22 protein-coding genes are annotated in these 26,999 nt (G+C 65.2%); 12 read left to right on the top strand and 10 right to left on the bottom strand.

Annotated features, from left to right (window positions below; all coding sequences use genetic code 11):
* Positions 1–2: 2 nt before the first annotated feature.
* From QM732_RS14220 to QM732_RS14175, 10 genes are read left to right on the top strand one after another with little or no spacing between them, the layout of a single operon-like run.
* Complete coding sequence (locus QM732_RS14220; protein WP_415656781.1) at positions 3–989, top strand: glycosyltransferase; 987 nt, start codon at positions 3–5, stop codon at positions 987–989.
* Entirely contained in the window at positions 986–1,930 is a 945-nt protein-coding gene (locus QM732_RS14215) for an NAD-dependent epimerase/dehydratase family protein (protein WP_415656780.1), read from the top strand. The genes QM732_RS14220 and QM732_RS14215 overlap by 4 nt, the downstream gene beginning before the upstream one ends.
* 45 nt (positions 1,931–1,975) lie before the next feature.
* Positions 1,976–2,890 carry an AAC(3) family N-acetyltransferase gene (locus QM732_RS14210; RefSeq protein WP_415656779.1) on the top strand — a complete coding sequence of 305 codons (915 nt, stop codon included), beginning with the start codon at positions 1,976–1,978 and terminating at the stop codon, positions 2,888–2,890.
* Positions 2,883–4,778 (top strand): HAD-IIIC family phosphatase, encoded by a 1,896-nt coding sequence (locus tag QM732_RS14205; RefSeq protein ID WP_415656778.1) that lies wholly within the window; start codon positions 2,883–2,885, stop codon positions 4,776–4,778. Before QM732_RS14210 ends, QM732_RS14205 begins: the two co-directional genes overlap by 8 nt.
* 50 nt (positions 4,779–4,828) lie before the next feature.
* The gene (locus QM732_RS14200; protein WP_331176067.1) at positions 4,829–5,065 is read left to right on the top strand and encodes an acyl carrier protein; all 237 of its coding nucleotides are present in this window, start codon (positions 4,829–4,831) and stop codon (positions 5,063–5,065) included.
* Positions 5,062–6,300, top strand: coding sequence for an SDR family oxidoreductase (locus tag QM732_RS14195; protein ID WP_415656777.1), 1,239 nt, complete (start codon positions 5,062–5,064; stop codon positions 6,298–6,300). Before QM732_RS14200 ends, QM732_RS14195 begins: the two co-directional genes overlap by 4 nt.
* 10 nt (positions 6,301–6,310) lie before the next feature.
* Positions 6,311–7,594 carry a hypothetical protein gene (locus QM732_RS14190; protein ID WP_415656776.1) on the top strand — a complete coding sequence of 428 codons (1,284 nt, stop codon included), beginning with the start codon at positions 6,311–6,313 and terminating at the stop codon, positions 7,592–7,594.
* On the top strand, positions 7,591–9,045 hold the full coding sequence (locus QM732_RS14185) for a lipopolysaccharide biosynthesis protein (RefSeq protein WP_415656775.1): 1,455 nt from the start codon (positions 7,591–7,593) through the stop codon (positions 9,043–9,045). The genes QM732_RS14190 and QM732_RS14185 overlap by 4 nt, the downstream gene beginning before the upstream one ends.
* Positions 9,042–10,304 (top strand): hypothetical protein, encoded by a 1,263-nt coding sequence (locus QM732_RS14180; protein ID WP_415656774.1) that lies wholly within the window; start codon positions 9,042–9,044, stop codon positions 10,302–10,304. The genes QM732_RS14185 and QM732_RS14180 overlap by 4 nt, the downstream gene beginning before the upstream one ends.
* 58 nt (positions 10,305–10,362) lie before the next feature.
* The gene (locus tag QM732_RS14175) at positions 10,363–12,120 is read left to right on the top strand and encodes an asparagine synthase-related protein (RefSeq protein ID WP_415656773.1); all 1,758 of its coding nucleotides are present in this window, start codon (positions 10,363–10,365) and stop codon (positions 12,118–12,120) included.
* 37 nt (positions 12,121–12,157) lie between these two features.
* On the opposite strand, the gene QM732_RS14170 is transcribed toward QM732_RS14175, so the two are convergent.
* From QM732_RS14170 to QM732_RS14140, 7 genes are all read right to left on the bottom strand, one after another.
* Positions 12,158–14,956, bottom strand: a complete 2,799-nt coding sequence (locus QM732_RS14170) for a hypothetical protein (protein WP_415656772.1) — start codon at positions 14,954–14,956, stop codon at positions 12,158–12,160.
* 321 nt (positions 14,957–15,277) lie between these two features.
* On the bottom strand, positions 15,278–16,345 hold the full coding sequence (locus QM732_RS14165) for a D-alanine--D-alanine ligase family protein (protein WP_415656771.1): 1,068 nt from the start codon (positions 16,343–16,345) through the stop codon (positions 15,278–15,280).
* A 7-nt stretch (positions 16,346–16,352) separates the two neighbouring features.
* The gene (locus tag QM732_RS14160) at positions 16,353–17,123 is read right to left on the bottom strand and encodes a tetratricopeptide repeat protein (protein ID WP_415656770.1); all 771 of its coding nucleotides are present in this window, start codon (positions 17,121–17,123) and stop codon (positions 16,353–16,355) included.
* A gap of 19 nt (positions 17,124–17,142) precedes the next feature.
* A complete protein-coding gene (locus tag QM732_RS14155; RefSeq protein WP_415656769.1) occupies positions 17,143–19,290 on the bottom strand; it encodes a GNAT family N-acetyltransferase in 2,148 nt (715 codons plus the stop codon).
* The gene (locus QM732_RS14150) at positions 19,287–20,171 is read right to left on the bottom strand and encodes a hydrolase 1, exosortase A system-associated (RefSeq protein ID WP_415656768.1); all 885 of its coding nucleotides are present in this window, start codon (positions 20,169–20,171) and stop codon (positions 19,287–19,289) included. Before QM732_RS14150 ends, QM732_RS14155 begins: the two co-directional genes overlap by 4 nt.
* 1 nt (position 20,172) lies before the next feature.
* Positions 20,173–21,036, bottom strand: coding sequence for a hydrolase 2, exosortase A system-associated (locus QM732_RS14145; RefSeq protein WP_415656767.1), 864 nt, complete (start codon positions 21,034–21,036; stop codon positions 20,173–20,175).
* Positions 21,033–21,290 (bottom strand): acyl carrier protein, encoded by a 258-nt coding sequence (locus QM732_RS14140; protein WP_415656766.1) that lies wholly within the window; start codon positions 21,288–21,290, stop codon positions 21,033–21,035. Before QM732_RS14140 ends, QM732_RS14145 begins: the two co-directional genes overlap by 4 nt.
* A gap of 136 nt (positions 21,291–21,426) precedes the next feature.
* Here QM732_RS14140 and QM732_RS14135 point away from each other — a divergent pair, with 136 nt between their 5' ends.
* On the top strand, positions 21,427–23,016 hold the full coding sequence (locus QM732_RS14135; RefSeq protein ID WP_415656765.1) for an acyl-CoA ligase (AMP-forming), exosortase A system-associated: 1,590 nt from the start codon (positions 21,427–21,429) through the stop codon (positions 23,014–23,016).
* Between the two features lie 7 nt (positions 23,017–23,023).
* Positions 23,024–24,286: a pyridoxal-dependent decarboxylase, exosortase A system-associated gene (locus tag QM732_RS14130; protein WP_415656764.1), complete on the top strand. Its 1,263-nt coding sequence runs from the start codon at positions 23,024–23,026 to the stop codon at positions 24,284–24,286.
* A gap of 141 nt (positions 24,287–24,427) precedes the next feature.
* Here QM732_RS14130 and QM732_RS14125 read toward each other — a convergent pair whose 3' ends face one another.
* The 3 genes from QM732_RS14125 to QM732_RS14115 all read right to left on the bottom strand — a co-directional run bounded on the left by QM732_RS14125 (position 24,428) and on the right by QM732_RS14115 (position 26,997).
* Positions 24,428–25,279, bottom strand: a complete 852-nt coding sequence (locus QM732_RS14125; RefSeq protein ID WP_415656763.1) for a hypothetical protein — start codon at positions 25,277–25,279, stop codon at positions 24,428–24,430.
* Positions 25,280–25,534: 255 nt separating this feature from the next.
* On the bottom strand, positions 25,535–26,269 hold the full coding sequence (locus QM732_RS14120) for an arginyltransferase (RefSeq protein WP_415656762.1): 735 nt from the start codon (positions 26,267–26,269) through the stop codon (positions 25,535–25,537).
* Positions 26,266–26,997, bottom strand: a complete 732-nt coding sequence (locus QM732_RS14115) for a leucyl/phenylalanyl-tRNA--protein transferase (protein WP_415656761.1) — start codon at positions 26,995–26,997, stop codon at positions 26,266–26,268. Before QM732_RS14115 ends, QM732_RS14120 begins: the two co-directional genes overlap by 4 nt.
* Between the last annotated feature and the right edge of the window lie 2 nt (positions 26,998–26,999).

The raw sequence follows: 26,999 nt of genomic DNA, 5'->3' as shown, positions 1-26,999 counted from the left end.
CCATGGCATCCGTGGAATCCACCCTGCATCGAATCTCTCTCGTCGTCCCCGTCTACCGGGGGGAAAGCACGCTCGAGACCCTGGTGAAGGAGATCCTTCCGCTGACGCAGGAGACCCGCACCCCGGACGGGCACCGTCTCATCGTCAATGAGCTGCTGCTTGTGCATGACTGCGGCCCCGATCGGTCCGACCTGGTGATCGAGCGACTGGCGGCCGAGCATCCGTTCGTGCGGCCGGTCTGGCTGTCGCGCAACTACGGGCAGCACGCGGCCACGCTGGCCGGCATGGCCAGCGCCACGGGCGAATGGGTGGTTACGCTGGACGAGGACGGCCAGCAAGATCCGCGGGACATCGGACAGATGCTTGATACGGCGCTGGCTGGCGCTTTTCAGCTCGTTTACTGCCAGCCAACCAATCCGCCACCCCACGGCTGGCTGCGCAACGCGGCCAGCCGCACGGCCAAGGCGATCACGGGCAAGGTGCTGGGAAACCGTGCCATCGGCCGCTTCAACAGTTTCCGGCTGCTCGACGGCGAGATCGCACGCACACTGGCAGCCTACTGCGGCAACGGCGTCTATCTTGACGTCGGCCTGTTCTGGATCACCGGGCGTATCGGTCATTGCCCGCTGGCGCTGCGCCAGGAGATGGACCGCCCCTCAGGCTACACCTATTGGAAGCTGCTCGGGCATTTCTGGAACCTCATCTTCACCACCGGTACGCGGCCACTGAGGTTGATCACGCTGATGGGCTTCAGCTCCGTCGCCTTCGCCGTGCTGATCGCGTTGTACGCGCTGTTCCTCAAGCTGATGGGCGACGTGCCCGTGCAGGGCTGGACCTCGCTGCTGATCGTCGTGGCCTTCTTCTCGGGGTGCATCCTCACCGCGCTGGGTGTCATCGCCGAGTACATGGCGGTCACCATGGGCATCGTGATGGGCAAGCCGCTGTATGTGGTCGCCACCAAGCCGACGCGCGCGGCACCGCCAGGATGACGCTCGACTGGGTGATCGGCGGCGGTGGTTTGCTGGGCGCGGCGCTGGTCCGCAGCCTGCAGGCGCGGGGGGGCGAGCGCTTCCTGCCCAGCGAACGCTTCAGCTGGACCGAACCGGAGCGCCTGGCCGGGCAGATTCGCGCGGCCGTCGCCGAGTTCGAGCAGCGAGCGCTGCATGCTGATGCCTGGAACCTCTATTGGGCTGCTGGCGTGGGTGCCATGGGGAGCACGGCAGCTGAGCTGGCCAACGAGACGCTGGCATGGGGCGAACTGCTCAAGGTTGTGTCCGACAGCGGCTTGTCGGCTGCAAGGCCTGGGCGCATCGCGCTCGCCAGCTCTGCAGGTGCCATCTACGCCGGGCTACGCGCGGACGTCATCGACGAGAACTGCGATATTGCTCCTACGACACCCTATGCCGAGGCCAAGCTGGCGCAGGAGGGGCTGCTGACCGACTTCTGCGGCCGCGGGCTGCCAGTGGCTGCGTTGACTGCCCGCATCTCCACGCTGTATGGCACCGGCCAGGCCCGTGGCAAACGGCAGGGGCTGATCTCCCACATGGCGCGCAGCATCGTGCGCAACCGGCCTATCCAGATCTTTGTGCCTTTCGACACCGTGCGTGACTACATCACGGCGGAAGATGCTGCCGAGCTGATCATTGACTCGCTGCAAAGCCTGGCGCCCGGCGCCGACCGCATGCGCATCATCGCTGCCGAACGACCCACGTCCATCGCCGAGATCGTGGCGACCTTTCGCCGGGTCGCCCGGCGGCCCGTCCTGATCGCCACCAGCGCCAGCCAGCTCAGTAGCCTCTACCTGCGACGGGTGCAATTCCGCTCGACCTGGGGAACGGCGCGGCCCGCCTCGTCCACCAGTCTGGCCGTGGGGGTGGCCCAGGTGCTGGCCGCCGAGCGGCTGGCCCATGCCGCCGGGTTGCTGCGCTGAGACTGCGCGATAGCGATTTATCCCCCGCAGATGAGTAGTCTTGCGGTGAAAACGACCGAGCCCGCACGGGTGCCGCTTCGGCGGCGCCGGGCCTGTCGTTACAGTGTCCGGATGTCCAGAATGAAGAGTCTGAAGAGTGCCGTCAAGACCCGTGCCCGGTCTCTGAGGCGAGCCATTTTCGGCCGGTTTTTCGCCTTCGACGCGCAGGCGCTGCAGGCACGCCTCGCGCAGTTGGGCCTGGCGCGTGGAGACGTCGTGCTGGTGCACAGTTCATTCGACGCCTTCGAGGGTTTTCAGGGCAAGCCCAACGACGTGATCCAGGCGCTGCAGGCCGCCGTCGGCGCCGAGGGCCTGCTGCTGATGCCCACGATGGGGTTCACCGGCTCGGCGATCGATTTTGCGCGCAGCGGCCAGGTGTTCGACGCGCGGCGCTCGCCTTCGCGCATGGGCTTGGTCAGCGAGCTGTTCCGCCGCACGGCCGGTGTCGTGCGCAGCGTCCACCCGACCCATGCCGTCGCCTGCTGGGGGCAGGGCGCGGCGGAGGCCGCTCAGGGGCACCACCTCAGCACGACGCCTTGCGGCCGCGGCAGCCCCTTCGAGGCGCTGCTCCGGCGTGACGGCAAGATCCTGCTTCTCGGCACGGATATCTCGGTGCTGACCTTCTATCACTACCTCGAAGAGCTCTTCGAGGCCAGGTTTCCCGAGAGTCCGTTCACTGAAGAGGTGTTCACCCTCGTCTCCAAGAACATGCAGGCGGAACTTCTGGAGACGCGCACGCGGCTTTACGCGCCAGCGCTCTCGAAGCGTCGCAACCTGCACAAGCTCGTCCCTCACCTGAAGCGCCTCGGCGCCTGGCGTGAGGGGCGCATCGGCCGGCTGCGAATCGCCGTGCTGCAGGCCTCAGGCGTCGAGAAGGCGGTCGGCGAGATGATTCAACAAGGTGTTTACTGCTATGACTGAGCCCGCACGTGGCGCGGCGACGGCCCCCGACCGCCGTGGTGAGCTGAAGGCCCATCTGGCTGAGGGGCGGCTGTCGGCCGCCGTCGAGTCGGCGCGCTTGCTGCTGAACGAGCAGGCCAGCGTGTTGAACCAGCGCCTGGTGCGCCAGCTTGCCGATGGCCTGGGCGCCGATGGCGGCCTCAAGCCGCTGAAAGTCGCATTGCTCTCGTCGTTCTCCATCGAGTTCATCCATGATGCGCTGGTCGCTCAGGGCTTCGCCAACGGCCTGCGCATCGAGATCTACCAGCCCGGCTTCGGCCAAGTGCGCCAGGAGGTGCTCAACCCGGCCAGCGGGCTCTACGCCTTTGCGCCCGACTTGACCATCCTGGCGGTCGAGGGCGAGGACTGGTTGCCCGAGCTGTACGGTGACTTCATGTCCATCGACCCGGCCAGCCCTGTGTTGGCTGACGCGGCGCAGCGCTGCCGCCAGGAAGTCGTCGAGCTGGCGCGCCAGTTCCGCGAGCGACATGGCAAGCCGCTGCTGGTGCACAACCTGGCCCAGCCGCTGCACCGTGCTGCCGGCATCGCCGACCTGCGGCTTGTGCAGTCGCAGCAGGCAGCATTGGCCACGTTCAATCGTGAGCTGTCCGATGGCCTGGCCGGCGTCGTCGACGCCTATGTGTTGGACTATGCAGCGCTGGTGGCCCAGCACGGCGTGCGCCAGTGGTACGACGCACGCATGCGGCTCTACGCCAAGGCGCCCATCTCCGCGGCGATGCTGGGTGCACTGACCCGCGAGTACATGAAGTACGCGCGCGCGCTCAACGGGATGAGCAAGAAGTGCCTGGTACTGGACCTCGACAACACGATGTGGGGCGGCGTGATCGGTGAGGACGGTCTCGACGGCATCCAGCTCGGCGCCAATTACCCTGGCAGCGCCTTCGTCGAATTCCAGCGCGCGGTGCGCACGCTGTCGCAGCGCGGCGTGATCCTGGCGCTGGCCAGCAAGAACAACGCAGCCGACGTGGACGCGGTGTTCGCCCAGCATCCCTTCATGCAGCTCAAGCCCGAGCACTTCGCCGCTTCGCAGGTGCACTGGGAGCCCAAGGCTGAATCGCTGAAGCGCATCGCCAAGCAGCTCAGCATCGGCCTGGAGCACATGGTCTTCGTCGACGACAACCCGGTCGAGTGCGAGCAGGTGCGGCGCGAGCTGCCCATGGTCACCGTGATCCAGTTGCCCAAGCGGCCCGAGGCCTACGTCGACGCTTTGCTCGAGGAAGGCCTGTTCGATACCCTGGGCCTTTCGGACGAGGACCGCCGCCGCGGCGCGCTGTATCAGCAGCGCGCGCAAGCCGAGAGCATGCGTGCGGAGAGCGGCAGCATCGAGGACTACTACCGCAGCCTGGCCATGGAGCTCAGCGTGCTGCCAGTGGATGCCGCCTCGCTGGCTCGCACCGCGCAGCTGACGCAGAAGACCAACCAGTTCAACACGACGACCTTCCGCTACTCCGAGGCCGATGTGGCTGGGCGCATGGGCGCCGCCGACTGGGAACTGCTGACCGTGGGCGTGCGAGACCGCTTCGGCGACAACGGTATCGTCGGCATCATGATGGCCCAGGCACAGGGTGAGCAGTTGGAGATCGACACCTTCTTGCTCAGCTGCCGCGTCATAGGCCGTACCGTCGAGACAGCGATGCTGGCTCAGCTGTGCGAGGCGGCGGCGGCACGGGGTCTGAGCCGGCTGAGCGGCCAGCTGCGGCCGACCGCCAAGAACATGCCGGCGCGCGACCTGTTCGAACGCCATGGCTTCGCCAAGCAGTCCGAGGACGAGGCGGGCAACAGCCGCTGGGTGCTGGAGCTGCGCGAGGCCGCCATCCCCTTCCCGGACTGGTTTGATCGCGGTGGCTGACGTCGCGCCGCAGAACCCGTCCGCAACGTTTTCTCAATCGGAGCCCATGAATGTCCAAGAATGTCGAGCAGACCATCAAGGAGGTGATGGCCGTCGTGCTGAACCTCGACGCCGACAAAATCAACGACGACACCTCGATGGACAACACGCCGGGCTGGGACTCGGCCAACCACATCAGCCTGGTGCTGGCGCTGGAGGACGAGTTCTCGGTTTCGCTCGATCCGGCTGAATTCGAGATGATGCGTTCCTACTTCGATATCGTCGGCGTGCTTGGGGCCAAACTGTGAGCAGCCTGCCCAGGGCTGACGAGCTTGGCTTCGCCGACATCGCCATCGGCCAGGTCTTCGAGGTCGAGCGCAGTTTCAGCGCCCAGGACGTACGGGCCTTTGCTGCAGTCAGTGGCGACCACAGCCCGTTGCACGTGGACCCCGACTACGCGGCGGGCACCGAGTTCGGCCGCAATGTGGTCCACGGCATCCTGCTCGCCTCGCTGTTCTCACAGTTGGTCGGCATGCGGGTGCCAGGAAAGCATGCGCTCTACATGGGCCAGGACCTGACCTTCCGCCGTCCCGTGCTGGTCGATGAACCCATCCGAGCGATCGCCAAGGTGACGGCCAAGAGCGAGGCGACCAGCACGCTGGTTCTGAACACCGAGATTCGCAGCGCCGACGACAAGGTCGTCGTCATGGGCACGGCCAAGGTCAAGGTGCGCGACCAGGTCCGCGAGGCCGCGCCGGCCGCCGCTACCGGTGCGACTGTGGTGCCGGCGGAGGGGGGCGCGCGCCGCGTCGCGCTGGTGACTGGTGCATCGCGCGGCATGGGGGCCGAGATCGCCCGCACGCTCGCCCGCCGCGGCTATGCGGTGGCGGTCAACTACTTCCGCAGCGCCGACCGCGCTGAAGCCGTCGTGCGCGAGATCGTCGATGCAGGTGGCGTTGCGGTGGCCTTCCAGGCTGACGTGCGCGACGCAGCCCAGGTGACTGCGATGACGTCGCGCATCGTCCAGACACTGGGCGCGCCGACGGTGCTGGTCAATTCGGCAGTCGGCGAGTTCGCCAACCGACCCATCGCTGAGCTGCGCTGGGCCGATTTCGAGGCGCACCTGGACTACCAGCTCAAGGCGGTGCTGAACACCTGCCAGAGCGTGCACCCGTTGATGAAGGCAGCCGGCGGTGGTGCCATCGTCAACCTGCTGTCGCAGGTGGTCGGCGGCGTGCCGGCGACGGGTCTGGCTGACTACGTCAGTGCCAAGACAGCGCTGCTGGGCCTGTCCAAGGCGATGGCGGCCGAGTGGGCTGAGGATGCAGTCCGGGTCAACATGGTCTCGCCGGGGCTGACCCGTACCGAGATGACTGAGCATTACCACGAGCGCATCTTCAAGATGGAGGCGGCCCGCACGCCGCTCAAGCGCATCGCCACGCCGGCCGACGTGGCCAACAGCGTGGCCTACCTGGCCGGTGAGGACAGCGCCTTCATGACGGGCGTCAATGTCTACGTCACCGGTGGACAAACCATGATCTAAGGGGCTCAGATTGAGACTCGGCACCATTGCCCGCATCATCAAGGACACCTACTACAAGGGCAGTCTCAAGACCACCTACTGGGCGGCCTCCCACTTCATGGCGGAGGTGAGGGCGCTGTGGGCGCCGGGGCGCGACGCGTTCCGCGGCGAGGTCGGCCGCGGCCTGTGGCGCTTCGCCACTGACGCCGTCATGCCGATCAGGGGCGAGAACGAGCAGCGCGCCCGCGCTGCAGTCGACTGGATCCTGCGCGGACAGTCCTCCAGCCCGGACGGCGGCGTGGCTCTTGGTTACTTCCCCTGCGACGACGGCGGTGCCGGATCGGGCTGGCGTGTTTCCTATCCCGAGACCACTGGCTACATCATCACGTCGCTATTGGCCTACGCGAAGTCCGGTGGCGACACAGCCGTGGCGGACGCCGCGATGCGCATGGCCCACTGGGAGGTCGACGTGCAGATGCCGACCGGCGCGGTGCAGGGCGGGCCCGTCTGCCCGCCTGAGCGACAAACGGCAGCCGCCTTCAACACCGGCATGGTGCTGGATGGCTGGTGCTCTGCCTATGTTCATTCCGGCGAACCGCGCATCCTCGAGGCCGCCCGCCGTGCTGCCGACTGGCTGGTCGATGACCTCGATGAGCAGGGCTACTACAAGACCAACGGCGCCTTCGTCAGCCGAGGTGAGATCAAGACCTACACCTGCCTGTGCGCCTGGGCGATCTACCGTTTCGGCGAGATCAGTGGCGAGGAGCGCTACAAGCAGGCCGCGATCCGCTCCATCGAGGCCGCACTGCGTCAGCAGCAGGCCAATGGCTGGTTCGCGCACAACTGCCTGACCCGCTCGGATGCGCCGTTGACCCACACCATCGGCTACACGCTGCAGGGTGTGCTGGAAGTGGGTCTGGCGGCTGGCCGCTCCGATTTTGTGGACGCGGTGCGCCGTACGCTCGACGCGCTGCTGCCCAACATGCAGGCATCGGGCTATCTGCCCGGGCGCTTCTATGCCGATTGGGAGCCGGCGGGCCTGTCGTCCTGCTTGACCGGTTCGGCCCAGCTTGCCATCGTCTGCTATAGGCTCGCAGGGCACTTGGGTGAGGCCCGCTACGCCGATGCTGCCGACAAGCTGGTGGACTACCTGAAGGCGCTGCAGTCGCTGCGCTCGGAGGATCCGGGCTGCGTCGGTGCGATCGCAGGGTCGTTCCCGATCCTGGGGGCTTACATGCGGTCAGGCTATCCGAACTGGGCGACGAAGTACTTCCTGGATGCGCTGATGCTGCAGCAAGCGCGCCTGCGCACATGAGCCTTCGCAATCAGGCCCTGTCCGGCTTTCGCTGGACGGCCGGTGCCCGATTGACCAGCCAGCTGATCACCTGGTCGATCACGCTCATCGTCATCCGCATCCTGTCGCCTGCCGACTACGGGCTGCTGGCGATGGCGACGGTCTTCGTCTCGCTGCTGAACATGTTTTCGGAGTTGGGGTTGGGTGCGGCAATTGTCCAGAAGCCGGAGTTGGACGATACGTTGGTTCGCAGGGTCTTCGCCGTCGTGCTCTCGGTGCATTTCCTGTTGGCCGCGCTGCTGATCCTGGCGGCGCCGCTGATCGGCCGCTTCTATGAAGATGCGCGCGTGGTGCCTGTCGTGCAGGCCTTGTCCCTGCAATTTGTTCTCGCGGCGTTTGCGGTTGTGCCCAATTCGCTGTTGCAGCGGCAGATGGAGTTCAAATTCCGTTCACTGCTCGATCTCGGTGCGGCTGTGTTTACCGGGGTTGTGACGCTTTTTCTGGCATTCCGCGGCCTTGGCGTTTGGGCGCTGGTCGTCGGCTCGCTGCTCGGGCAGTTGTGTCGGACGGTTGGACTGAATTTGGTGTCACCCTATTTCAAACGACCCAATTTCGCTCTGGACGGCATGTGGCCGCTGCTCAAGTTCGGGGGGAGTTTGACGCTGGCCCAGGTGCTGGGCATGCTGTTCCTTCAAGCGGACATCTTGATATGCGCGAAAATAATCGGCACTGAATTCTTGGGGTTCTACACCATTGCAATGCACTTGGCATCGCTGCCCAATCAGAGAATATCTGCGCTGGTGAATCAAGTCGCATTCCCGGCTTTTTCGTCTATGCAGAGCGACCCTGGGCGAGTTGCGGAAAACATGTTGTTGGGTGCTCGCATTCTGGGTTTTGTCACGATGCCCATCCTTTGGGGGCTGTCAGGACTCTCCTCGGAGATCATCTCGGTGATCCTGGGTGAAAAATGGATGCCTGCGCTGCTGACGTTGCAAGTGATTGCTCTCGTCATGCCTCTACGGATGGTCGCCAACTTCATTCAGGTTGCGAACCAAGGCATTGGGCGTGCGGAATTCATATTGACAAATGCTATTTGGGCCGTGGTGGTCGGCCCCATCCTGTTTTTTGCTGGTTCCTGGTTGTGGGGCGGGGCGGGGCTTAGCTTGTCCTGGCTGCTTGTTTCTCCCATATTATTCCTGCAGATCGCGTTTCGCGGTGGCGCAGGTTTACCTATGGAACGCTTTGCCATACTCCGCTCGATGGGGCATTCCTTGCTCCCAGCCCTTGGCATGCTGCTGGCCATCCATGGCGCTCGATTGCTGATTGGAGATGCCCTGGGTGCGTTGTTTAGGCTGCCTTGCCTCATTCTCTTGGGGGCGGTTGTCTACATCTTGTTGAGTCGCCTGGCCAATCACGAGGGCCTGAAAGAGGTGCTTGGTTTCTTGCGAGGATTGCGCGGATCAAAGGCTTGATCGAGGCATTCGTTCGTGATAATTTGGCAGATGCAATGTATATCCGAGACTTCAAGCTAATCGAGTCCGATGGTCGAGTAATCGCATCGGCGACTGTTGACAGCACTCACTATGGAGAGCAGGAACTCTGGTTCTCCGTGCGCAAGGAGTTTGTGTCCTACGTGTGCGTTGATCGCTTGGATGCTTTTCTTGTGGCGATGCTCTATCCCGCGATGCTGTATGGAGAGGATATCGTCGTCGAGGGATGTGTCTCGCAGCGTCTGCTGTTCAATCTGAACAATTATGCGATCCCGCTGTTGCAGGGGTTTTCTGATTCGCTCAAGAAGATCAAGATATCCGCAGTTTCGGAATCCAAGGAAATCTACGGTGGCGCGGGTGTGGGAACTGGATTCTCGGCGGGCGTTGATTCCTTTTGCACTATTTATGATAGATACGTGCTAGAGGGGCGGCCGGCGCACAAGGTGAGCTCGCTGACGTTTTTCAATGTGGGTTCGAACGGTGATTGGCTTCAACATGGTTCGACGGAGTTCACCAGAGCAAAATTTCAAACCCGTTATGCAGCGTTGAGCAAGTTCGCTGAAGAGGTGGGGCTGGATTTTCTGGATGTGGATACGAATCTGCATTTCTTTCACCATTGGTGGCACTCGTATTCGCATTCACTCAAGGCTGCGGCGGTAGTGCTCTTGCTCCAGAAGCATTACTCGAAATATTACTATTCGTCGGCGGGGATGAATTACTCCGGCATGCTGGAGCGCTCTGCGTTCTATAAGAATAAGGACATTGGGGCGTATTGCGACCCGCTGCTGCTCCCATTGCTTTCCACGGAGTCGGTTGAACTGGTTTCCGATGGCACCGCTTACACCCGGTCAGAGAAGGTGTTGCACGTCTTGAATTATGAACCTGTCACGCGATATCTGAACGTCTGTGTCGATCACGTCGAGGCATGGGAGAATTGCTCCGTTTGCGACAAGTGTTTGCGAACCCTGTTGACCTTGGATGTGTCAGGAAACCTGGAATCGTTCGACAAGATTTTTCGGCTGGATTTGTACCGGGAAAAGCGTACCGAATATATAGAGCGTCAAATCGAACGGATGGAGTCTGATCCATTTGCGGCTGACAATATAAAGCTGGCGCAGATGCATGGCATCAAACTGCCATCCATTCGATGGATTCGGTTGATTCGGCGTGCCAAGAATTGGGCCGGAGGCCCGCGCCGGTTAGTATCGAAGGCCGTGCGACTGGTTCGGCAGCGCGCCTGAACATCAACGAAAACGTGGCCGCACCAGCTTCGAATCCAACGCATCTCAAGGATATGGAATGACAATTCTTGCCGGAGTCTTCAGTCGTCGTGTTGGGGGCGCGATTCCCGCTTCGACTTGCGAGGCCTTGCGAAAAACCATTTCCCGATCGCCCGAGGACCAGCGGATCGAGTACGCATTGGGCAGTGCTTATCTGGTGAAGGTAGATATCGGTGCCTTCGGTCAACCGGCCCATCACCGCAGCGACGAGGGTGCGGTATCAGTCATGGCCGGTGAGCCGTTGATGGCTGATGGCCTCGCCAGTGGAGAGACGCGGGATCAGCATTTGCTGGCGTTGCATGGCCAATGGGAGCGCGATGATTTCAGTGCGCTACGGCATAGTGCAGGGACCTTCTGCGCAGCCTTCTACGATCCTGCCCGTGCGACGGGACATCTGATCGCTGACCGTCTGGGCCTGCGTACGCTGTACTACGCCGTTCATGGCGATTTCGTCTATTTTTCAAGTGCGCTGCGCATCCTGGAAGCACTGGAGGTGCTGCCCAAGGCCGCCGACGTCCAGGCGCTGGCCGAGATTACCGGCTTCGGCTATCCCTTCGGTCCGGGGACGCCTTACGCTGGTATCAAGATGCTCCTGCCTTGCGAGGTGCTGAGCATCCGCCCGGACGGCGTGACGTCCAGCCGCTACTTCGAATGGAGTTCCGTCCAGCCGATTGACGTACCAGAGGAACAGGCTCGGGTCGAGGCCTACCGCCTTTTTCAGCGCGCCATGCGCCGGCGCCTGCATGGCGATAGGACGACTTTCGCCTATCTCAGCGGTGGTCTGGACTCGCGCGTCGTCGTTGCCGCGTTGCGCGCTGAGCAGGTGCACACCTACACCTTCAACTACTCCCTTGCGGGTACACAGGACCAGGTCTTCGCGAAACAGTACGCCGAAAAATGCGGGGCGGTGCACTACGAGCTGCCGACCGAGCCCGGCCCGAACTGGTCGGCGGTGATGGCGCAGACGTGGGCAGCCTCGACCGCCCGCAAGGCGCGGGATGCTGATCGTCCGCATGTGGTCTGGACCGGGGAGGGCGGCAGCGTGGGCCTCGGCCATGTCTACATCAGTCCAGAGATCGTCCGGCAACTGCGCGCCGGTGACTGGGATGGTGGTATCCAGACCTTCCTGAACCAGCAGAGCAAGAGCCTGCTCACCCGCATCCTAAAGCCCGACGTCGCTAGCCGCTTCGACGGCCATCTCGCGGCTGTGCTGAAGCAGGAGATGCAGGCCCAGCGCCAGACCGACCCGGTGCGCGCGCTCTACATCTTCCTGAACCTCAACGGTCCGAGACGCCATCTGGTCAATCATTTCGAGACCATCGACCAGCACCGTCTCGAGTTCCAGCTGCCGTTCTACGACAGTGAGCTCATGGAGTACCTCACTGCACTGCCGGCCGACCCCTGCCTGTACCACGGGTTTTACGTGCGCTGGTTGGGGCTGTTCGACGGAACCGTGCTGGAGGTGCCCTGGCAGGCCTATCCGGGCCATGTGCCAAGCCCTGTGCCCGTACCGGCCGATGTGCCGGACCAGTGGAATACCCCGGCGAGCGCGGCGCAGCAGAAGCGGTTGCGTCAGGACCTGGACGAGCGTACCCGCGCAATGCTGGCGGATAGCAGCTTCCCGGCCGAGGTGCTGAACAAGCCTGTGCTCAGACTGATGCATCTGGCCTGGCGGTTGGGCCTGGCCAATTACGACTATGCGCTGAAGGCTGCGCTTGTCTATGCGCGCTACGCCCGGGCGTCCGCCGGGCGCTACGAACTACCGGCGGCCGGTTGAACCCCGCACGACTTCAGCCGAGCCGGTGCGCTGAGGCTCAGGCTACCTTGATAGCCATCAGCGGCTTTGTTGGCGATGTGGCGACGATCATGCAGCCGTAGTTGGGGTCATAGAACATTCCCCGCACGCTGTTGCACTTAGTCGGCGCCTGCCCCTTCGTCTGCCTCACGGTCGCGGTAGCCGAGGCTGGCCCGGAGAGTCGGAGCGTTGCGATTACGACCGTGGCAATATTGGGGTCGGTCTTGATCGAATCGTTGTTGAAGGCGCCTGCAGTAATCCACATCGTGACGTAGGCCCCCAAGGGCTCCACCCATTCCACGCCATAGCATTGCAAGTCGGCAGGAATCGCATCGCCGCCGACGGTGACATTGCTGCGCTGCCCGGTCGCGAGGTCGCAGCTCTGAACGACCCAGCCGGCGCTGCTGTCTTGCCCGACGTGCAAGGTAAGCTTGCCATCACCGCTGATCGCCAGCCGTGAGCTGGGCATGCTCATGGTGCCGCCGACGTGGGTGTGCGTGTTGGTAGCAAAGCTGTATTTCTTCATGCCCTGGCCTTGAGGCCAGTAGTAGACGACCATGCCGTCCTGCGACATCGCGCGCGGGCCGTAGTATTCGAATGAACCGTCCGGGTAGGTCGGGATGTCGGCGTAGTACTTGGCCGGACGCCACTGGCCCGACCGCGGGTGGCCGGCGATGTCGTGGAAGGAGGCGGTTCCTGCCGTTAGGTTCGCCCCGTCGGTCGAGGTCGCGATCGCTGCGATGCCAAAGCTGATGAACTCGTCCCGGGCGTCCGAGTACATGTTGTTCCAGTACGAGTGTGGCGAATAGGGCTTGCCGTCGGCCGGGAAGTAAGCGGTGGTCAGCAATTTGCCACCGAATACCCATGCCCTGCGCACGGATTCTGGCGTGGGTGCGCTGACCATCTCGACGTCAGGTTTCTCCTTGTGCAGGTTCCAGCGCGTGAGGATGTTGATGGTGCTGCCGGCGTGTCCCCCGCCGAACATCCAGATCTCGTGGTTCTTGCGGCTGTAGGTCGGCCCGGAGTACTCCCAGGTGGCCAGGTAGGTCTTGCTCGGGCCAGGGTCGACGCTGGTGACCTTGGGGGCGACACCGTTGCCGTCATCCCGGATGTAGTCCGCCCAGACAGTACCGGGGATTTCCTTCCATTGCCAGGCCGTCGTTGGCAGCCAGCCAGGCAGATAGCGCGTGCGCGCGCCGCGTTGGCTGTCCGTGCGCGGCGCGGGTGGCGTGAAATCACCCGCCCATTCAAACGGCGCGTCGTTGACGGCCGGCGAGCCGGCAATCTGGGCGCCCGTGTACTCGCCGTTGTTCGCCAAAACCGATACCGAGACCTCGGTATTGGCAGGGTACTGACTCACGAAGCTGGCCGCCCGCGGGGTGTCGGAGGCGACGATGTTGTTTCGCACCACCGTCGTCACCGGGATCTGGCTCCCGGCGCCGCTGAGCAGCGTCGTTGCGACGCCAGTCGGGTAGATGCTAATCAGCGCTTTGTCGCTACCGTCGGCCGGGCGACCGTTGTACTTGCGCAGCGTATTCTGTGCCAGCAGCAATGAATGCACGGTCAACGAAGGGTCGGGGTTCGTGTCCACCGTCTTCGTGTGCTGGTCGTCACCGTAGCGCAGGCAGTTGCCGTCGTTGCTGTTGCTCAGCGAACCGTAGTGGTTGATGACGTTTCCGGCGATCACGACCACGCCGCCGTTGGGTGTGTTGATGTTCTGGGCGCAGCCACCCGTGCCGTCTGCAAACATCTGAACGTCGAGCATGCAGGCCAGCACCGTCGTCGCGCGGCAGCGTGACTTGATGGCATGCCCCATGCCTGCTTGTGGGTAGCCCTGGCCGGGCGTCTTGCGGAAACTGCATCCCAGCACGTAGGTCAATGCGTTGCGGCCGGTGTAGATGTCGTGGCGCAGCCCTTGTGGGTCGCTGTTGTCCTCGAAAACGCAGTAGCGGATGTAGTTGCTCAGGCCGTAGTGGGTCTCCTGCGTGTGGATGCCGTCAATGCACTGCCAGAACTTGCAGTACTCGACGGTCAGCGTTGCTGCCGGATACGTGCTGTTCGCCGTACTGACCGTGGTCCAGATCGCGGCCCCGAGGCGGCTTTCGCCCATGGGCGAACGGGCACCGCGGAAGTGCAGGCCCCGGACGGTTAGATTGCGGCATGACTGCCCCATCGTCAGCAACTGGGGCTGACCACCGCTGAGCATGCCGATCTGCCAGTAGCGGCTGTAGTCCAGCACCATGGGCTGGCCGGGCGTTTCCCACTCGATCGTCGTATCGACCAGGACGCCGGTCTGCACGCCGCCAGTGTTGGTGACCAGTGTCGTGTTGCCCGGGTCGGTGGTGTTGAACACCACGTAGGTACCGCCGGTGACCTTGACCACGTCGCCGGATTGCCAGCCGCCCTGGTCCTTGACCTGCTGGAGCGTTGCATAGCGGCCAACCGTGACGCCGCCACGGACGAGTCTGAACGGTGTGGCCGAACCAGGCGTGGCTGCGGTCGCTTCGTAGGCATATGCCGTCGGATTCGCCAGCCCGCCATTGTTTGTCAGCGTGATCGACTTGGCTCCCGCAGACGACGGGGCATAGAGGAAGGTTGCGGTGGGCGTTGCGGCGGTGAGGTAGACCGAGCCGTAGTCGCCCGGCTGGCTGGTGGACGACCAGAACTGCCCGCCGGCACCGTCGCTCGGCGTGATGCGCACCTTGCTACCTACCGGCACCGAGCAGGTGACCGTGAAGAGACCGGAGAGCGAGCGTTCGAGGCCGCCTGCCGGCCCTGCCAGGTTCAGCTGTCCGGTCGTGTTGCTGGGCTGCGGCACCTCCGGCGTGGCGGGGGTGGTGGGCGCCGCGGGCGTATCGACGACGCCAGAAGCCGAAGGGGAGGGCGAGGCAGGCGTGGAGATGGTCCCTGGCACCTCGGAACTGCCGCCGCCGCAGGCGGTCAGGGCCGATCCTGGAACGGAGGCAACGGTCAGCAGGAAGTGGCGGCGATCGAGAGTAGTCATTCAGCGGCGTCAAGAATCAAGAGAGCGGTCCGAGCCCTCGATACCGCAAAACCCGTCAAGGTTAAGAGGTCTCCCTTGGCGCCGATGTAAGCGACGGCAATGACAGGCAAGCCCGGTAAGCCGAGGCTACGGTCGTCAGGCTCTGATCGCGGGACCGCGCTCCATGGCCAGCGCTACCAGGCGGTCCAGAAGCTCAGCATACCCAAGCCCGCCGGCCTGGCACATGCGCGGATACATGCTGATACTTGTAAAGCCCGGCAAGGTGTTGATTTCATTCAGGAACAGTTGGCCGGTCTTCTTGTCGAGGAAGAAATCGACCCGTCCCAGGCCTTCGCAGCGCACTGCGGCATAGGCCGCGCGCGCGATGTCCATGATCGACTGCCGCAAAGTGGCATCGACCTGGGCCACGGCATGCAGACTGGCGCCATCGGGGTCGGCGTACTTCGCCTCGTAGTCGTAGAACGAGTGGGACGCATTGGGCACGATCTCACCAGGCGGGAACACCGTGATCTCACCGTTGCCCAGCACCGAGCATTCGAGTTCGCGTACGTCGAGGCACGGCTCGATCAGGGCTCGCCTGTCGTGCCGCAGTGCTTCCGCCAGCGCAGTCTGGAGTTCCTGGGGCGTGCCGGCCCGTGACGCACCCAGCGACGAACCAGCACTGCAGGGCTTGACGAACAACGGCCAGCCAAACGCCTTCAGGGCTTCGGCCAGGACATCCGGGCTGGTGTGGGCATCGACCACGCGGAAGTCGACGACGGGCAGGCCGGCATCCCGCCACAGGGATTTCGTGATGGCCTTGTCCATGGCCGCGCTGCTGCCCAACACGCCGGCGCCGACATAGGGCAGTCCTGCGGTGTCGAGCGCACCCTGCAACTGACCGTCCTCGCAATGGGTGCCATGGAGCACCGGGAAGACGCAATCGACGGCCAGGCGGACACCGCCGTGCCAGAGGCCTGCAGCTGGAACCAGCGCTACAGGATGCTCCGACGGCGCGATGACCAGCGCCAGATCACCGTTGGCCAGTGTCTCGAAGACCGGCTCGTGCTGGAGATGCCAGCCGCCGCTGCGGTCGATGCCGATGGCGGTCACGGCATAACGATCCCGGTCAAGGTGGCGCAGCACGGAGGCGGCAGAGCGGCGGGAGACCTCGTGCTCGCCGGAGTTGCCGCCATATAGGACGGTCAAGTTGAGTTTGTTCATCCTGGCCTCAGTCGCGGCGCTGCGGTTCCGCGCTCGGCTCAGCACCAGGGGTGCTCGCCGGCTTGTCGGCGGCCGTTGGCGGTGCATCCTTCCACTGCCCGGCCTGCTGCAGCTTGGACTTGATGATGTCGACGTTCAGTCCGGTCGCGGCAGCCTTGTGCACGAACTGCAGCGACTTGTCGTAGTTCTTCGCGTCGAAGTACAGCAGCGCGATGTTCCTCAGCGTCAGGGGACCGTCGGGATTCGTCGCGGCCACCGCATCGATCTGCTGCTCGGCGTCAGCCTTTTCGCCAAGCTGGATCAGGTAGTTGGCGTAGACCATCCGGACCATGGGGTCGTCCGGCCGGAATGCCATCGCGCGACGGAAATAACAATCGACGGAGAAGCGTGTCTCTGGCGGTTGAGGCGACTTCAGCTTGAGTGCAAGGGTCGAGACGGCGATCAGGGCGCGATGGTGATTCGGAAACACGCCCAGTGTGTAGGAGAGGTCACCACCGGGAAGCGCGCCTGTCTTGCCACGGATCAGGTTTTCGACTTCGGGCGTGAAGTGCGCATGTTCAACGATCGCCAAAAGGGCTGCGTGAGAGCGGTATGTTGTCTCTGGGATATATCGTTCCGGTCGATAGTCGAACGGTCCCCACGACTGCCTGAGCGTGCCGCATGCAGCGGGGAGCGTCTGAGCTGAAGCAAGGCTTGCCACAGCGGCGAGCACCAGCCCGGCGCCAAGCCGCGCCATCAGGGAAAACGGTTGCTGCTGGAGTGCTGAATCTCGTGTCATGGCCCTGTGCCTTCCAAGACTATTTCTTGACGGGGGTGGCGGGAGCGGTGGCTGGCATCAGCAGGTGGATCGTCCGCCCGAGGAGTTCCCGAGCGAGGCCGATGGCCCCGCCCAGGCTGAAGGGGTTGTAAGCCACCAGACCCCAGCGCTCCCGGCGTGAGGACATCCAGGTCTTCTTGTAGGGATCATCGCCGATCAGGTAGTCGATTTCGCCTGCGCGATCGACGTCCATTGCCTGCTGCATCAGCATTGCCGTGAGCAGCGTGCCGGGCGAGTAGGCCTTGTAGGCTTCGTCATAGGCGAGCTTGTAGATGTCGGCCTTGCCATTGGCGATGATCCAGAGTTGCGCGGCGACCGGTTTGTCGCCGTGCCAGGCCACCCCCAGGCGCAGCCATCCACGCTCTGCGCAGAGCTGAATCAGGCCGGGGATGAAGGCCTGGTAGGGCTCTGGCTGCTTCCAGCTGGCGGCGTACACCTGCTGATAGGCCTGGATGCCGCGTTCGACGTCGTCCTTGCCGGAGATGATTTCCAGCCGCCCGCCCTCGGCCGCGAACTTCTTGCCCATGCGCGTGATCGTGCTGCGCTGCCGGCCGTCAAGCCCTTGGAGGTAGCTGGCCCAGTCCTGGCGTACCCGCATGTGCCAGTTGCCAAAGCCGAAGTAGGCGAAACAGGCGAGATTCGCCCGATTCAGCGCGCATTGCAGCGTACGGAAAGAGGTCGCGTCGGTCGACAGCGGATACAGTTTCATCGACACCAGGCCCGGATGGTCCCGGTGCACGGCCTTGATCAGCCGGGCCACGTGACGGCACTTGGGGTTGGCGCTGAGCGGCGGCGCATAGAGCGCCGTGTAGTAGTTGCTCAGCGATCGCAGCTCCCAGCCTAGCCGGCCGCGGTCGGCGATCAGTGGCAGCGCGGCCAGGGGACGTCCCTCACGCAGCAGCACATAGAAGCGTACGCCAGGGTGTTCGGGGAAGACGGTGTCGATGAGGTTGCGATACCAGTCGGCGCCGAACTGGGTGTCGATCACTTCCGACTCGGCGAAGAACTCCTGCACCTGGGGGGGGAACTCCCGCGGATGCCGATAGACCTGGACCTTGAAGTCCTGGCTGCCGGCGCTGTCGTCATCACCCTTCAGCCTGCGGCGGCCGAGGCGCGCACCCGTGGCCGCCATGCGTGCCACCGGCGTGCGATAGAAGGCCACGTGGCGGATCCAGCGATGGCCGCTGGCCCAGCGCAACTGGTCCTCGGTGGCGTCGGTGTAGAACTCGATTCGGCCGCCAGGCGCCAGCTCGAAGCAATGCTCGACAGCCCGGCGCAGCAACTCCCGTCCCGGCGAGTAGGCCGCGGCACTCTCCAGGTAGGTCGTCTTCAGCATCGTGATCGTGCTGCCTTCTCGGATCGCCAGGCGAGAGGCCACCAGCTGATCGTTGAACCACAGCTCCCAGGCGATGGCCAGCCCTTGCTCGGCGAGCCGGCCCATCAGCTGCTGGTAGAAGCGCAACTGGTCCGGCGAGCTGCCGACGGCCGTTCCGCGCCGTCCCTTCCAGCCCTCGACTTCGAGCAGGGCATAGCGCGCGACGACGGCCTCCATGTCCGCTGCGTCGGTGACGATGCGCAGGTGCTGCTGCACGCCTTCGGCCTCGGCGCGACGGCGGTAGCGGTCGAGGTTCTGCGCCAGTTTCTTCGGGCGGGCACGCCAGTAGTCCTGGAAGCTCCCGACCAGCTCGACGTGCATCGTCAGGCAGTGGTCGATCGTGTGGGTGTCGGCGAAGGTGGACGTGGCCAGGTCGCCGAAATCCGGGTCGTTGCAGAGCAGGTCCAGCTCCATCGCCCAGCCAGGCAGCGCGCGGATCAACGCCGGCAGCGATGCCGCATCCTTCAGCAAGGTCAGGCCAATCTGGGCCTGCGAGGGCTGGAAGCTGCACCACACGAGCGGCGACTTGCGCTGCAGCAGGCACATGCCCTCGGTCTGGCCGTCCTGGTGCAGCATGGCCAACACTTCGTTGCCCTCGCCGAAGTTCGCGAGCAGTCCGTCGACGAACTGGCTGTCCAGCATCGCGTTGGCCGCGAACAGCCGGCGCCGCAGGGTGTCCCATGCCGCGGCATGCTCGCCCAGGCCACGCTGCAGCGGGTGCAGCGTCCATTGGCAATGGGTGGTGCCGCTCATCGTGCTTCGCTCGGGTTCGGCTGCGCGAATGCGCGGTCCAGCCAGGCGAGGCACAGCGTTTCGGCCTTGGCGCGCCAATCGGCTGACGAGAAGGTGTGGTCGACGCCGGGCAGGTCGTGTCGGGTCAGGCCCGGCCGGTCGAGCAGGCCGGCCCAGGCAGCATGGGCCGCTACGTGATCCTGAAATTCCTTGGCCACGTAGTCATCGCCGCTGAGCAGCAACAGGATGGGGCCGGGAAAGGCGCGCCAGGCAGCGGCCATGCGATCCTGGTAGGCAGCCGAGCCGGCGGTGGCCTTGGTCGGGCGGGTCGCCGCGGTGCGCAGCTTGGCGAGGAATTCACGCAGCGCTGCCAGCCCGGTGCCACCGCGCAGCAGCTTCAGCCAGAACTCCTTCTGCCTCAGACGCTGCGTGTAGTAATGCTTGACCTGGGTCTTGGCCAGGCTGTCGTCCGAGCGGACCCAGGGGTTGAGCAGGCACAGGCCGTCGACGCCGGTCTGGCCTTGCAACAGATGCAGCAGGCTGGCGGAGGCGCCATCGCACAGGCCCCAGAGTACGACCCGGCGCAGCTCCGGCACCTGGCGGCGCAGCGCCGCGATGGCGGCGCCGATGTCCTCGCGGGTTGATTCGAAATCGCGAACCGGGCCCTGGCCGTCACCCATGCCGCGGTAGTCGAAGCGCAGGCAGTGGTGGCCGCTTGCCGCCAGCGCCCGCGCAAGCAGCACGAACTGCCGATGGCTGCCTGCGCGGTACTGGGGGCCGCCGACGACGACGATCACGCCGATGCCGCTGGCGGCCTGGCCGACGCCGGGGCCGCTGAGGATGCCGGGCAGGGCCTGGCCCTCGCAGTCGAACAGCAGGGCGTCTTCACGGATGGGCGTCATGTCAGGATGCTTCCCGATGGGCATCTGCGGTGCCGAACAGCCGCTGCAGCGCCTCGATCAGCGCCGGCGCCTCCTCGACCTCGGTGGTCTGCCAGAAAGCCGGGCCGTGCAGCAACTCGGCCGTGGGAGGCAGGCCGGCGTCGCTCCAGCGCTTTTGCGCCTGCTGGGCCACAGGCGTCCATTCGGCGTCCGGGCGTGAGCTCAGCTCCAGCCAGATGACCCGGCTGTCTGGTTGAGGGCTGGACGGCGGGGTCAACGTCGCGCCTTCCAGGCCGAGCGCCAACGCGGAGCTCAGCATGTAGCCGGCGGCCTCGACGGCTTCGCCGCGGCTCAAGGCGGCGCGCATCTCGGCCATCAGCCCCTTGCCGCCACCGCCCTCGGCCAGATCAGCGGCCAGCTTGAGCCGCAGGAACTGCTGCAGCAACGGCTTGCCGGAGGCTGGCGGCTGCACCAGCAGCAGGTGGGCCGGCCTGTTCAGAGTTTTAAGCGTTTCGGTGGCCAGCAGGCAGCCCGCTCGCAGGCCCCACAGCCACAGCGGGGCGTCGGGTACCTGGGTGTCCAGCCAGTCCAGCCCCAGGCGCACGTCGGCCAGCCAGTCATCCCAGCTGGCCTCGCCGAAGTCGGCGGAGGAGTCGCCGCAGCCGCGCAGGTCGATCTGCAGCACCGCGTAGCCGGCTTCGACGAGGGCACGGCAGGCCAGGGCGGCCATGCGGCGCGACTTGTTCATCTCCTCCGCGAACGGGTGCAGGTAGAGCAGCTTGCCGCGCGGGGTGCCCTCAAACGCCGAAGACGGCGCATGGAACACGCAAAGGCGCTGCTCGCCGCCGGCGGCGGGCAGGAAGAAGACGTCGGGGCGAGGGATCAACCCAGGTGGGCGGCCACGAAGTCCGCCAGCGAACCGACGGTGGCGAAGGTGTCGCCGTCGATGTCGTCGTCATCGACGACCAGGCCGAGCTGTTCTTCCAGCGCGGTGATGAGGCTGACGACGGCCATCGAGTCCAGCTCGGGCAGGGCGCCCAGCAGGGCGGTGTCGCGCGTGAACGTCTGGGCGCGGCCATTCAGGCTCAGCACGTCGTCGAGAAGCCTCAGCACATGGCTGAGGACCTGGGCGTTGTCCATGGGGTCTAGCGTCCGAAAATGCAGCGGCGCAGTTTAGCGGGCCGCCCCCTCGCCTCCGGGGAGCGCACCCCTTGGCCTCGGGGGCGCATGAGATACTTTTTTCACTCTTCGTGCCCGTCCTCAACCCCAGAGCTTCATGCCCGAATCAATCCTGCTGAACGAGCTGGTGGCTGTTGCCGCCGAGCGCACGCCGGACGCCCCGGCCCTGACCTACGGCGCGGCAACGCTCAGTTATGGAGAGCTGGACGCCGCCGTACGGGGCTTGGCCAGTGGCCTGATGGATCTCGGCCTGGCCCGTGGCGAGCGGGTCGCGATCTATCTGGAGAAACGCTTCGAGACCGTCGTTGCCAGCTTCGGCGCGCCTGCCGCGGGCGGCGTGTTCGTGCCGCTGAACCCGCTGCTCAAGCCCGATCAGGTCGGCTTCATCCTGCGCGACTGCGACGTGCGGGTGCTGGTCACCTCGCCCGAGCGCCTGGCCCAGCTAGGTGAAGTGCTCACGCGGTGCCCATCGCTGCGGCACGTGGTGTTGACCCACGGCACAGGCTCGGCGCCGGTGCCGGTGCACGACTGGGCCGCGCTGCTGGCCAGTCCTGCCCGTGCCGGCCACCGCGTCATCGACACGGACATGACGGCCATCCTGTACACCTCGGGCTCCACCGGCCGGCCCAAGGGAGTGGTGCTGTCCCACCGCAACATGGTGGCCGGCGGCAAGAGCGTGGCCACCTACCTGGACAACCGTGCCAGCGACACGCTGCTGGCCGCACTGCCGCTGTCCTTCGACGCCGGCTTCAGCCAGCTCACCACCGCCTTCCATAGCGGCGCGCGCGTCGTGCTGCTGAACTACCTGCTGCCAAAGGACGTGCTCAAGGCCATGGAGCGCGAGAAGGTCACGGGCCTGACGGCCGTGCCGCCGCTCTACATCCAGTTGACCCAGCTCGAATGGCCTGCGGCCATCGACCAGCATCTGCGCTACTTCGCCAATACCGGTGGCCGCATGCCGCGCGCGACGCTGGACCTGCTGCGAGCCAAGGTGCCGTCGGCCAAACCATTCCTGATGTACGGCCTGACGGAGGCCTTCCGCTCCACCTATCTGCCGCCCGCCGAGGTGGACCGTCGACCGGATTCCATCGGCAAGGCCATCCCCAATGCCGAGATCCTGGTGCTGCGCGAGGACGGCAGCGAATGCGCGCCGGACGAGCCTGGCGAGCTGGTGCACCGCGGTGCCCTGGTCGGCCTTGGCTACTGGAACGATGCCGAGAAGACGGCCGAGCGCTACAAGCCATTGCCGATGGGCGTGGGGGGGCGCGAAGGCGGCCTGCAGCTACCTGAGTTCGCCGTGTTCTCTGGCGACACGGTGAGGCGTGATGCGGAGGGCTTCCTCTACTTCGTCGGCCGCCGCGACGAGATGATGAAGACCTCGGGCTACCGGGTCAGCCCTACCGAGGTGGAGGAAGTGTTGTACGCCACCGGCCTGGTGGGTGAATGCGTGGCCTTCGGCGTCGACCATGACACGCTGGGCCAGGCCATCCAGGTCATCGCCACGCCGCCAGAAGGTGTCGCCGAGCTGGACCTGGCGGCGCTGACCGCCGCTTGCAAGGCACGCATGCCGGCCTACATGGTGCCGCACGGCATCGCCCCGCGCAGCGGCGCGCTGCCGCGCAACCCCAACGGCAAGATAGACCGCAAGACCCTCTCGACCGAATGGGTCGAGCACAACGCCGCATGAGCGCCGCATGAGCGATACCCCCACCGTCAAGCGTGCGCTGGAGCACGCGCCCGTCCTGTTTCCCCGCGATGCGCACGGCGAGCTGCTGGTCGGCGGCCAGCGGCTGTCGGTGCTGGCCGAGCGAGTGGGCCAGACGCCGTTCTATGCCTACGACCGCGTGCTGCTGAAGACGCGTGTCGCGGAGCTGCGCACGGCGTTGCCGCAGGGTGTCGAGCTGCACTACGCGATGAAGGCCAACCCCATGCCTGCGCTGGTGCAATTGATGGCCGGACTGGTGGACGGCATCGATGTGGCGTCGGCCGGCGAGCTGCAGGTAGCGCTGAATGCAGGCGCGGACCCACACGAGATCAGCTTCGCCGGACCGGGCAAGCGCGACATCGAGCTGGGCCAGGCCGTCGCGGCAGGTGTGCTTGTCAACGTCGAATCGGTGCGCGAGCTGGCGCCGTTGGCGCGGGCATCGCAGCGCCTGGGCTTGCCGGCCCGCGTCGCGCTGCGCGTGAACCCTGACTTCGAGCTCAAGGGCTCGGGCATGCGCATGAGCGGCGGCCCCAAGCAGTTCGGTATCGACGCCGAAGTGCTGCCCGAGGTGCTGGCCGAAGTGGGGCGGCTGGCCGGAGATGGCCTCGCCTTCGAGGGCTTTCACCTGTTTGCAGGCTCGCAGAACCTCAAGGCCGAGGCCATCTGCGAGGCCCAGCTCAAGAGCTACGAGCTGGCGCTGCGCCTGGCCGAATCGGCGCCAGCGCCGGTCAAGTTCCTGAACCTGGGCGGTGGTTTCGGCATTCCCTATTTCCCTGGCGAGACGAGGCTGGAGCTGGCGCCCATCGCCGACAACCTTGCGGCGCTGCAGGCCCGCGCCAAGACCGATCTCCCGGCTGCCAAGCTGGTCATCGAGCTGGGCCGCTACTTCGTCGGTGAGGCCGGCATCTACGTCAGTCGCATCGTCGACCGCAAGCTTTCGCGCGGCCAGGTCTTCCTGGTGGCGGACGGGGGCCTGCACCACCATCTGTCAGCCTCCGGCAACTTCGGCCAGGTGCTGCGCAAGAACTATCCCGCCTCGGTCGAGCCGCAAGGCCGCCGCGAGGCGGCGACCGAACCTGCCAGCGTCGTCGGCCCGCTATGCACGCCGCTGGACCTGCTGGCCGACCGCATGGACATGGCCCGAGGCGAGGTGGGAGACCTGGCAGTGGTCTACCAGAGCGGTGCATACGGCCGCAGCGCCAGCCCCGAGGGCTTCCTGGGGCACCCGGCCTGCGTCGAGGTGCTGGTTTAAGGCGCCATGCATGCGGCGGTAGCGACCCGCGAAAGAAGACGGGACGCTCCCACTCGCCGTCTTTGTGGACCGTCCCGACGGAGTGTCAAGGGCAGGCCTGAAATCCTCGGGATGCACGATCGACCGCCGTGCCCGGCTCGCTCACCTCGATACCTTCTTCACCGGGCCGACCTCCACCGAGCCGCGCACCGAACGGTAGGCTGCCTGCTCAACGAGTGCATTGAGTTGCGTGACGATCTCGGCAGGCGAGACCTGCTCGACCACATCGATGGAGTTGGACTTTGGGTCGCTGAACTTGGTGTGCGTGAACTGCGGCTTGCGGGCGACGATGGCCAAGGTCTTGGCGTCCAGCGTCACGCGCTCGAATGAGATGAATGGCGCCACGTAGGCCTTGTCCTTTTGCTGCTCGCCAGTGCGTGGATTGATGGTGGTCTGGTCCGGGTCCGCATACTCCTGCTTGCGATCGATGCCGTCCTCGTCGAGCAGTTCCCACTGATTGCCGGTGGGCTTGACGTAGATACCGATGCCACCGAGCCGGTTGGGCATGCCCTCGCGTGTCTCCCAGGCATAGCGCGGCAGGATGGCCTCGATGCGATCCCACTCGGCGCGCTGTGGTATCTGGGCCAGACGCTCGCGCAGGGCATCGAGTATCAGCACATCCCGGGCTTCGAAAGAGGCATCTTTCAACTGCTCCTGGAGCCCGGGGTTGGCGCTCCAGCGCAGCATGATGCGCCGCGAGGAAGGCTCCTCCGCCGCCAGCGCGGTGTCCAGGCCGCGCAGCACGGCCATGTTCAGCAGCTGCGGGTCCACCTGCAGCGTGCGGCGCGAGAAGTCGTCCACGTTGCTGGCGCGCTTGCCTCGCTGCTTGACGATGCTGAGCTGGTCGCCGAGCGTCGAGATGAGGGCAATGGTCTGCCCTGGTTGCGTGGCGTCCTGGGCCGACGCGGCCAAGGGCAGCACGATCGCGGCCGCAGCCAGCAGACTTCTGAGCATCAGGACACCTCCCTGGTGTTGTCTTGCAATGGGATGCTGGACGCCCGGATTCAGATGTCCTGGGTCGCCCGAGCGGATTGCCGCAAGCTCGAAAGGCCATCGATGCCTTTCCGGCTGGATACTAACTGACCGTTTAATTGGGTGTCCACGGCAGCTCGCCGAGCTCCTGGGCAAGGCTTGTCCGGATGGCTGCATGCCAATGCGATTGATCGGCTGGCGCTCGTGGGAATGCAGCCTTCGGCGAACGTGCCGCGCTCAGGCTGCGTCGGTCCAGACGCCGTTTTGCAGGATCTGGTGCGGCCTGAACCCGGCCTTGTAGGCCATCTTGGGGCTCTCCTCGATCCAGTAGCCCAGGTATAGATGGCTGAGCTTCAGCTCCTTGGCCTGCTGGATCTGCCACAGCACGCCGTAGGTGCCCAGGCTGCCCAACACGTCAGGGTCATAGAAGGTGTAGACCGCCGACAGGCCGTCGCTGAGGATGTCCAGGATGGACACCATGCGTAGCGGCATGCTGCCGTCGGGCATGGGCTCGCGGAACTCGACCAGGCGGGAGTTGATGCGCGACTGAAGCAGGAACTGGGTGTACTGGTCCACGCTGTCGTGGTCCATGCCACCGCCCGAGTGTCGGCCGGCCTGGTAGCGCAGGTACAGGGCGTAGTGCTCGGGCGAATAGCCCAGCCGCATGACCTTGGCCTGCAGGTGGCGATGGGCCTTCCAGGCACGGCGCTGGGCGCGGCTGGTCTCGAAGCGCTCCACCGGCACGCGCAGCGCGATGCAGGCGCGGCACTGGTCGCAGTACGGGCGGTAGGTGAACAGGCCACTGCGCCGGAAGCCCGCTGCGACGAGGTTGGAGTAGGCGTCGGCATGGATCAGGTGGCTGGGCGTGGCGACCTGAGAACGTGCCTGGCGACCCGTGACATAGCTGCACGGGTAGGCGGCCGTGGCATAGAACTGGATCTGCGCGAGGGGCAGTTCTTTGGGATGGGTCACGTTGGGGTCAGCAGCCGGTGCCAATGGCCCGGATGATAGGTCCACGGCCCCGGCGTGGGCGCTGCCACATGGGCGGCTAGATGGGCTTCGAATGCGCTTCTGGGCACTTCGGCGGCGCCCAGCGAGGCCAGGTGCCGGGTGTTCTGCTGGCAGTCGATCCAGGGGATGCCGAAGCCGCGGCACAGGCAGACCAGCGCGCAAAGCGCGATCTTGGATGCGTCTGTGCGGCGCATGAACATCGATTCGCCATAGAACATACGCCCGAGGTTGACGCCATACAGGCCGCCGACCAGTTCTCCGTCCACCCAGGTCTCGACGCTGTGCATTGCTGGCCAAGCCAGGTAGGCAGCCTGCAGTTCGGGGACTATCCAGGTGCCGGCCTGGCCGTCGCGTGGTGCGTCGGCGCAGGCGCGCAGCACGGCAGCGCGGTCGGAGTCGACGCGGATTTCGCAGCCGGGCGTCGCCGCAAAGCGCTGTACGGTCTTGCGCAGCGAGCGCGACAACTTGAAGTCGGCCGTCTGCAGCACCATGCGCGGGTCGGGCGCCCACCACAGAGGCGGCTGGCCGGGGCCGTACCAGGGGAAGATGCCGCGGCGGTAGGCTGCGGCCAGCCGCTGCGGCGTCAGCGCGCCGCCGGCGGCCAGCAGGCCCGGCGCGTCCGTCTCGGGGCCGAGCGCGCGTGCGCTCGGCGGGAATTCCAGGGAACCCTCGTCCAGCCAGTCGATCATGG

The sequence above is a fragment of the Roseateles sp. genome (genome assembly GCF_047654805.1).
GTDB lineage: Bacteria > Pseudomonadota > Gammaproteobacteria > Burkholderiales > Burkholderiaceae_C > Pelomonas.
Note: the sequence above shows the minus strand (reverse complement) of the source record. Positions and strands in the feature narration are given on the sequence as shown.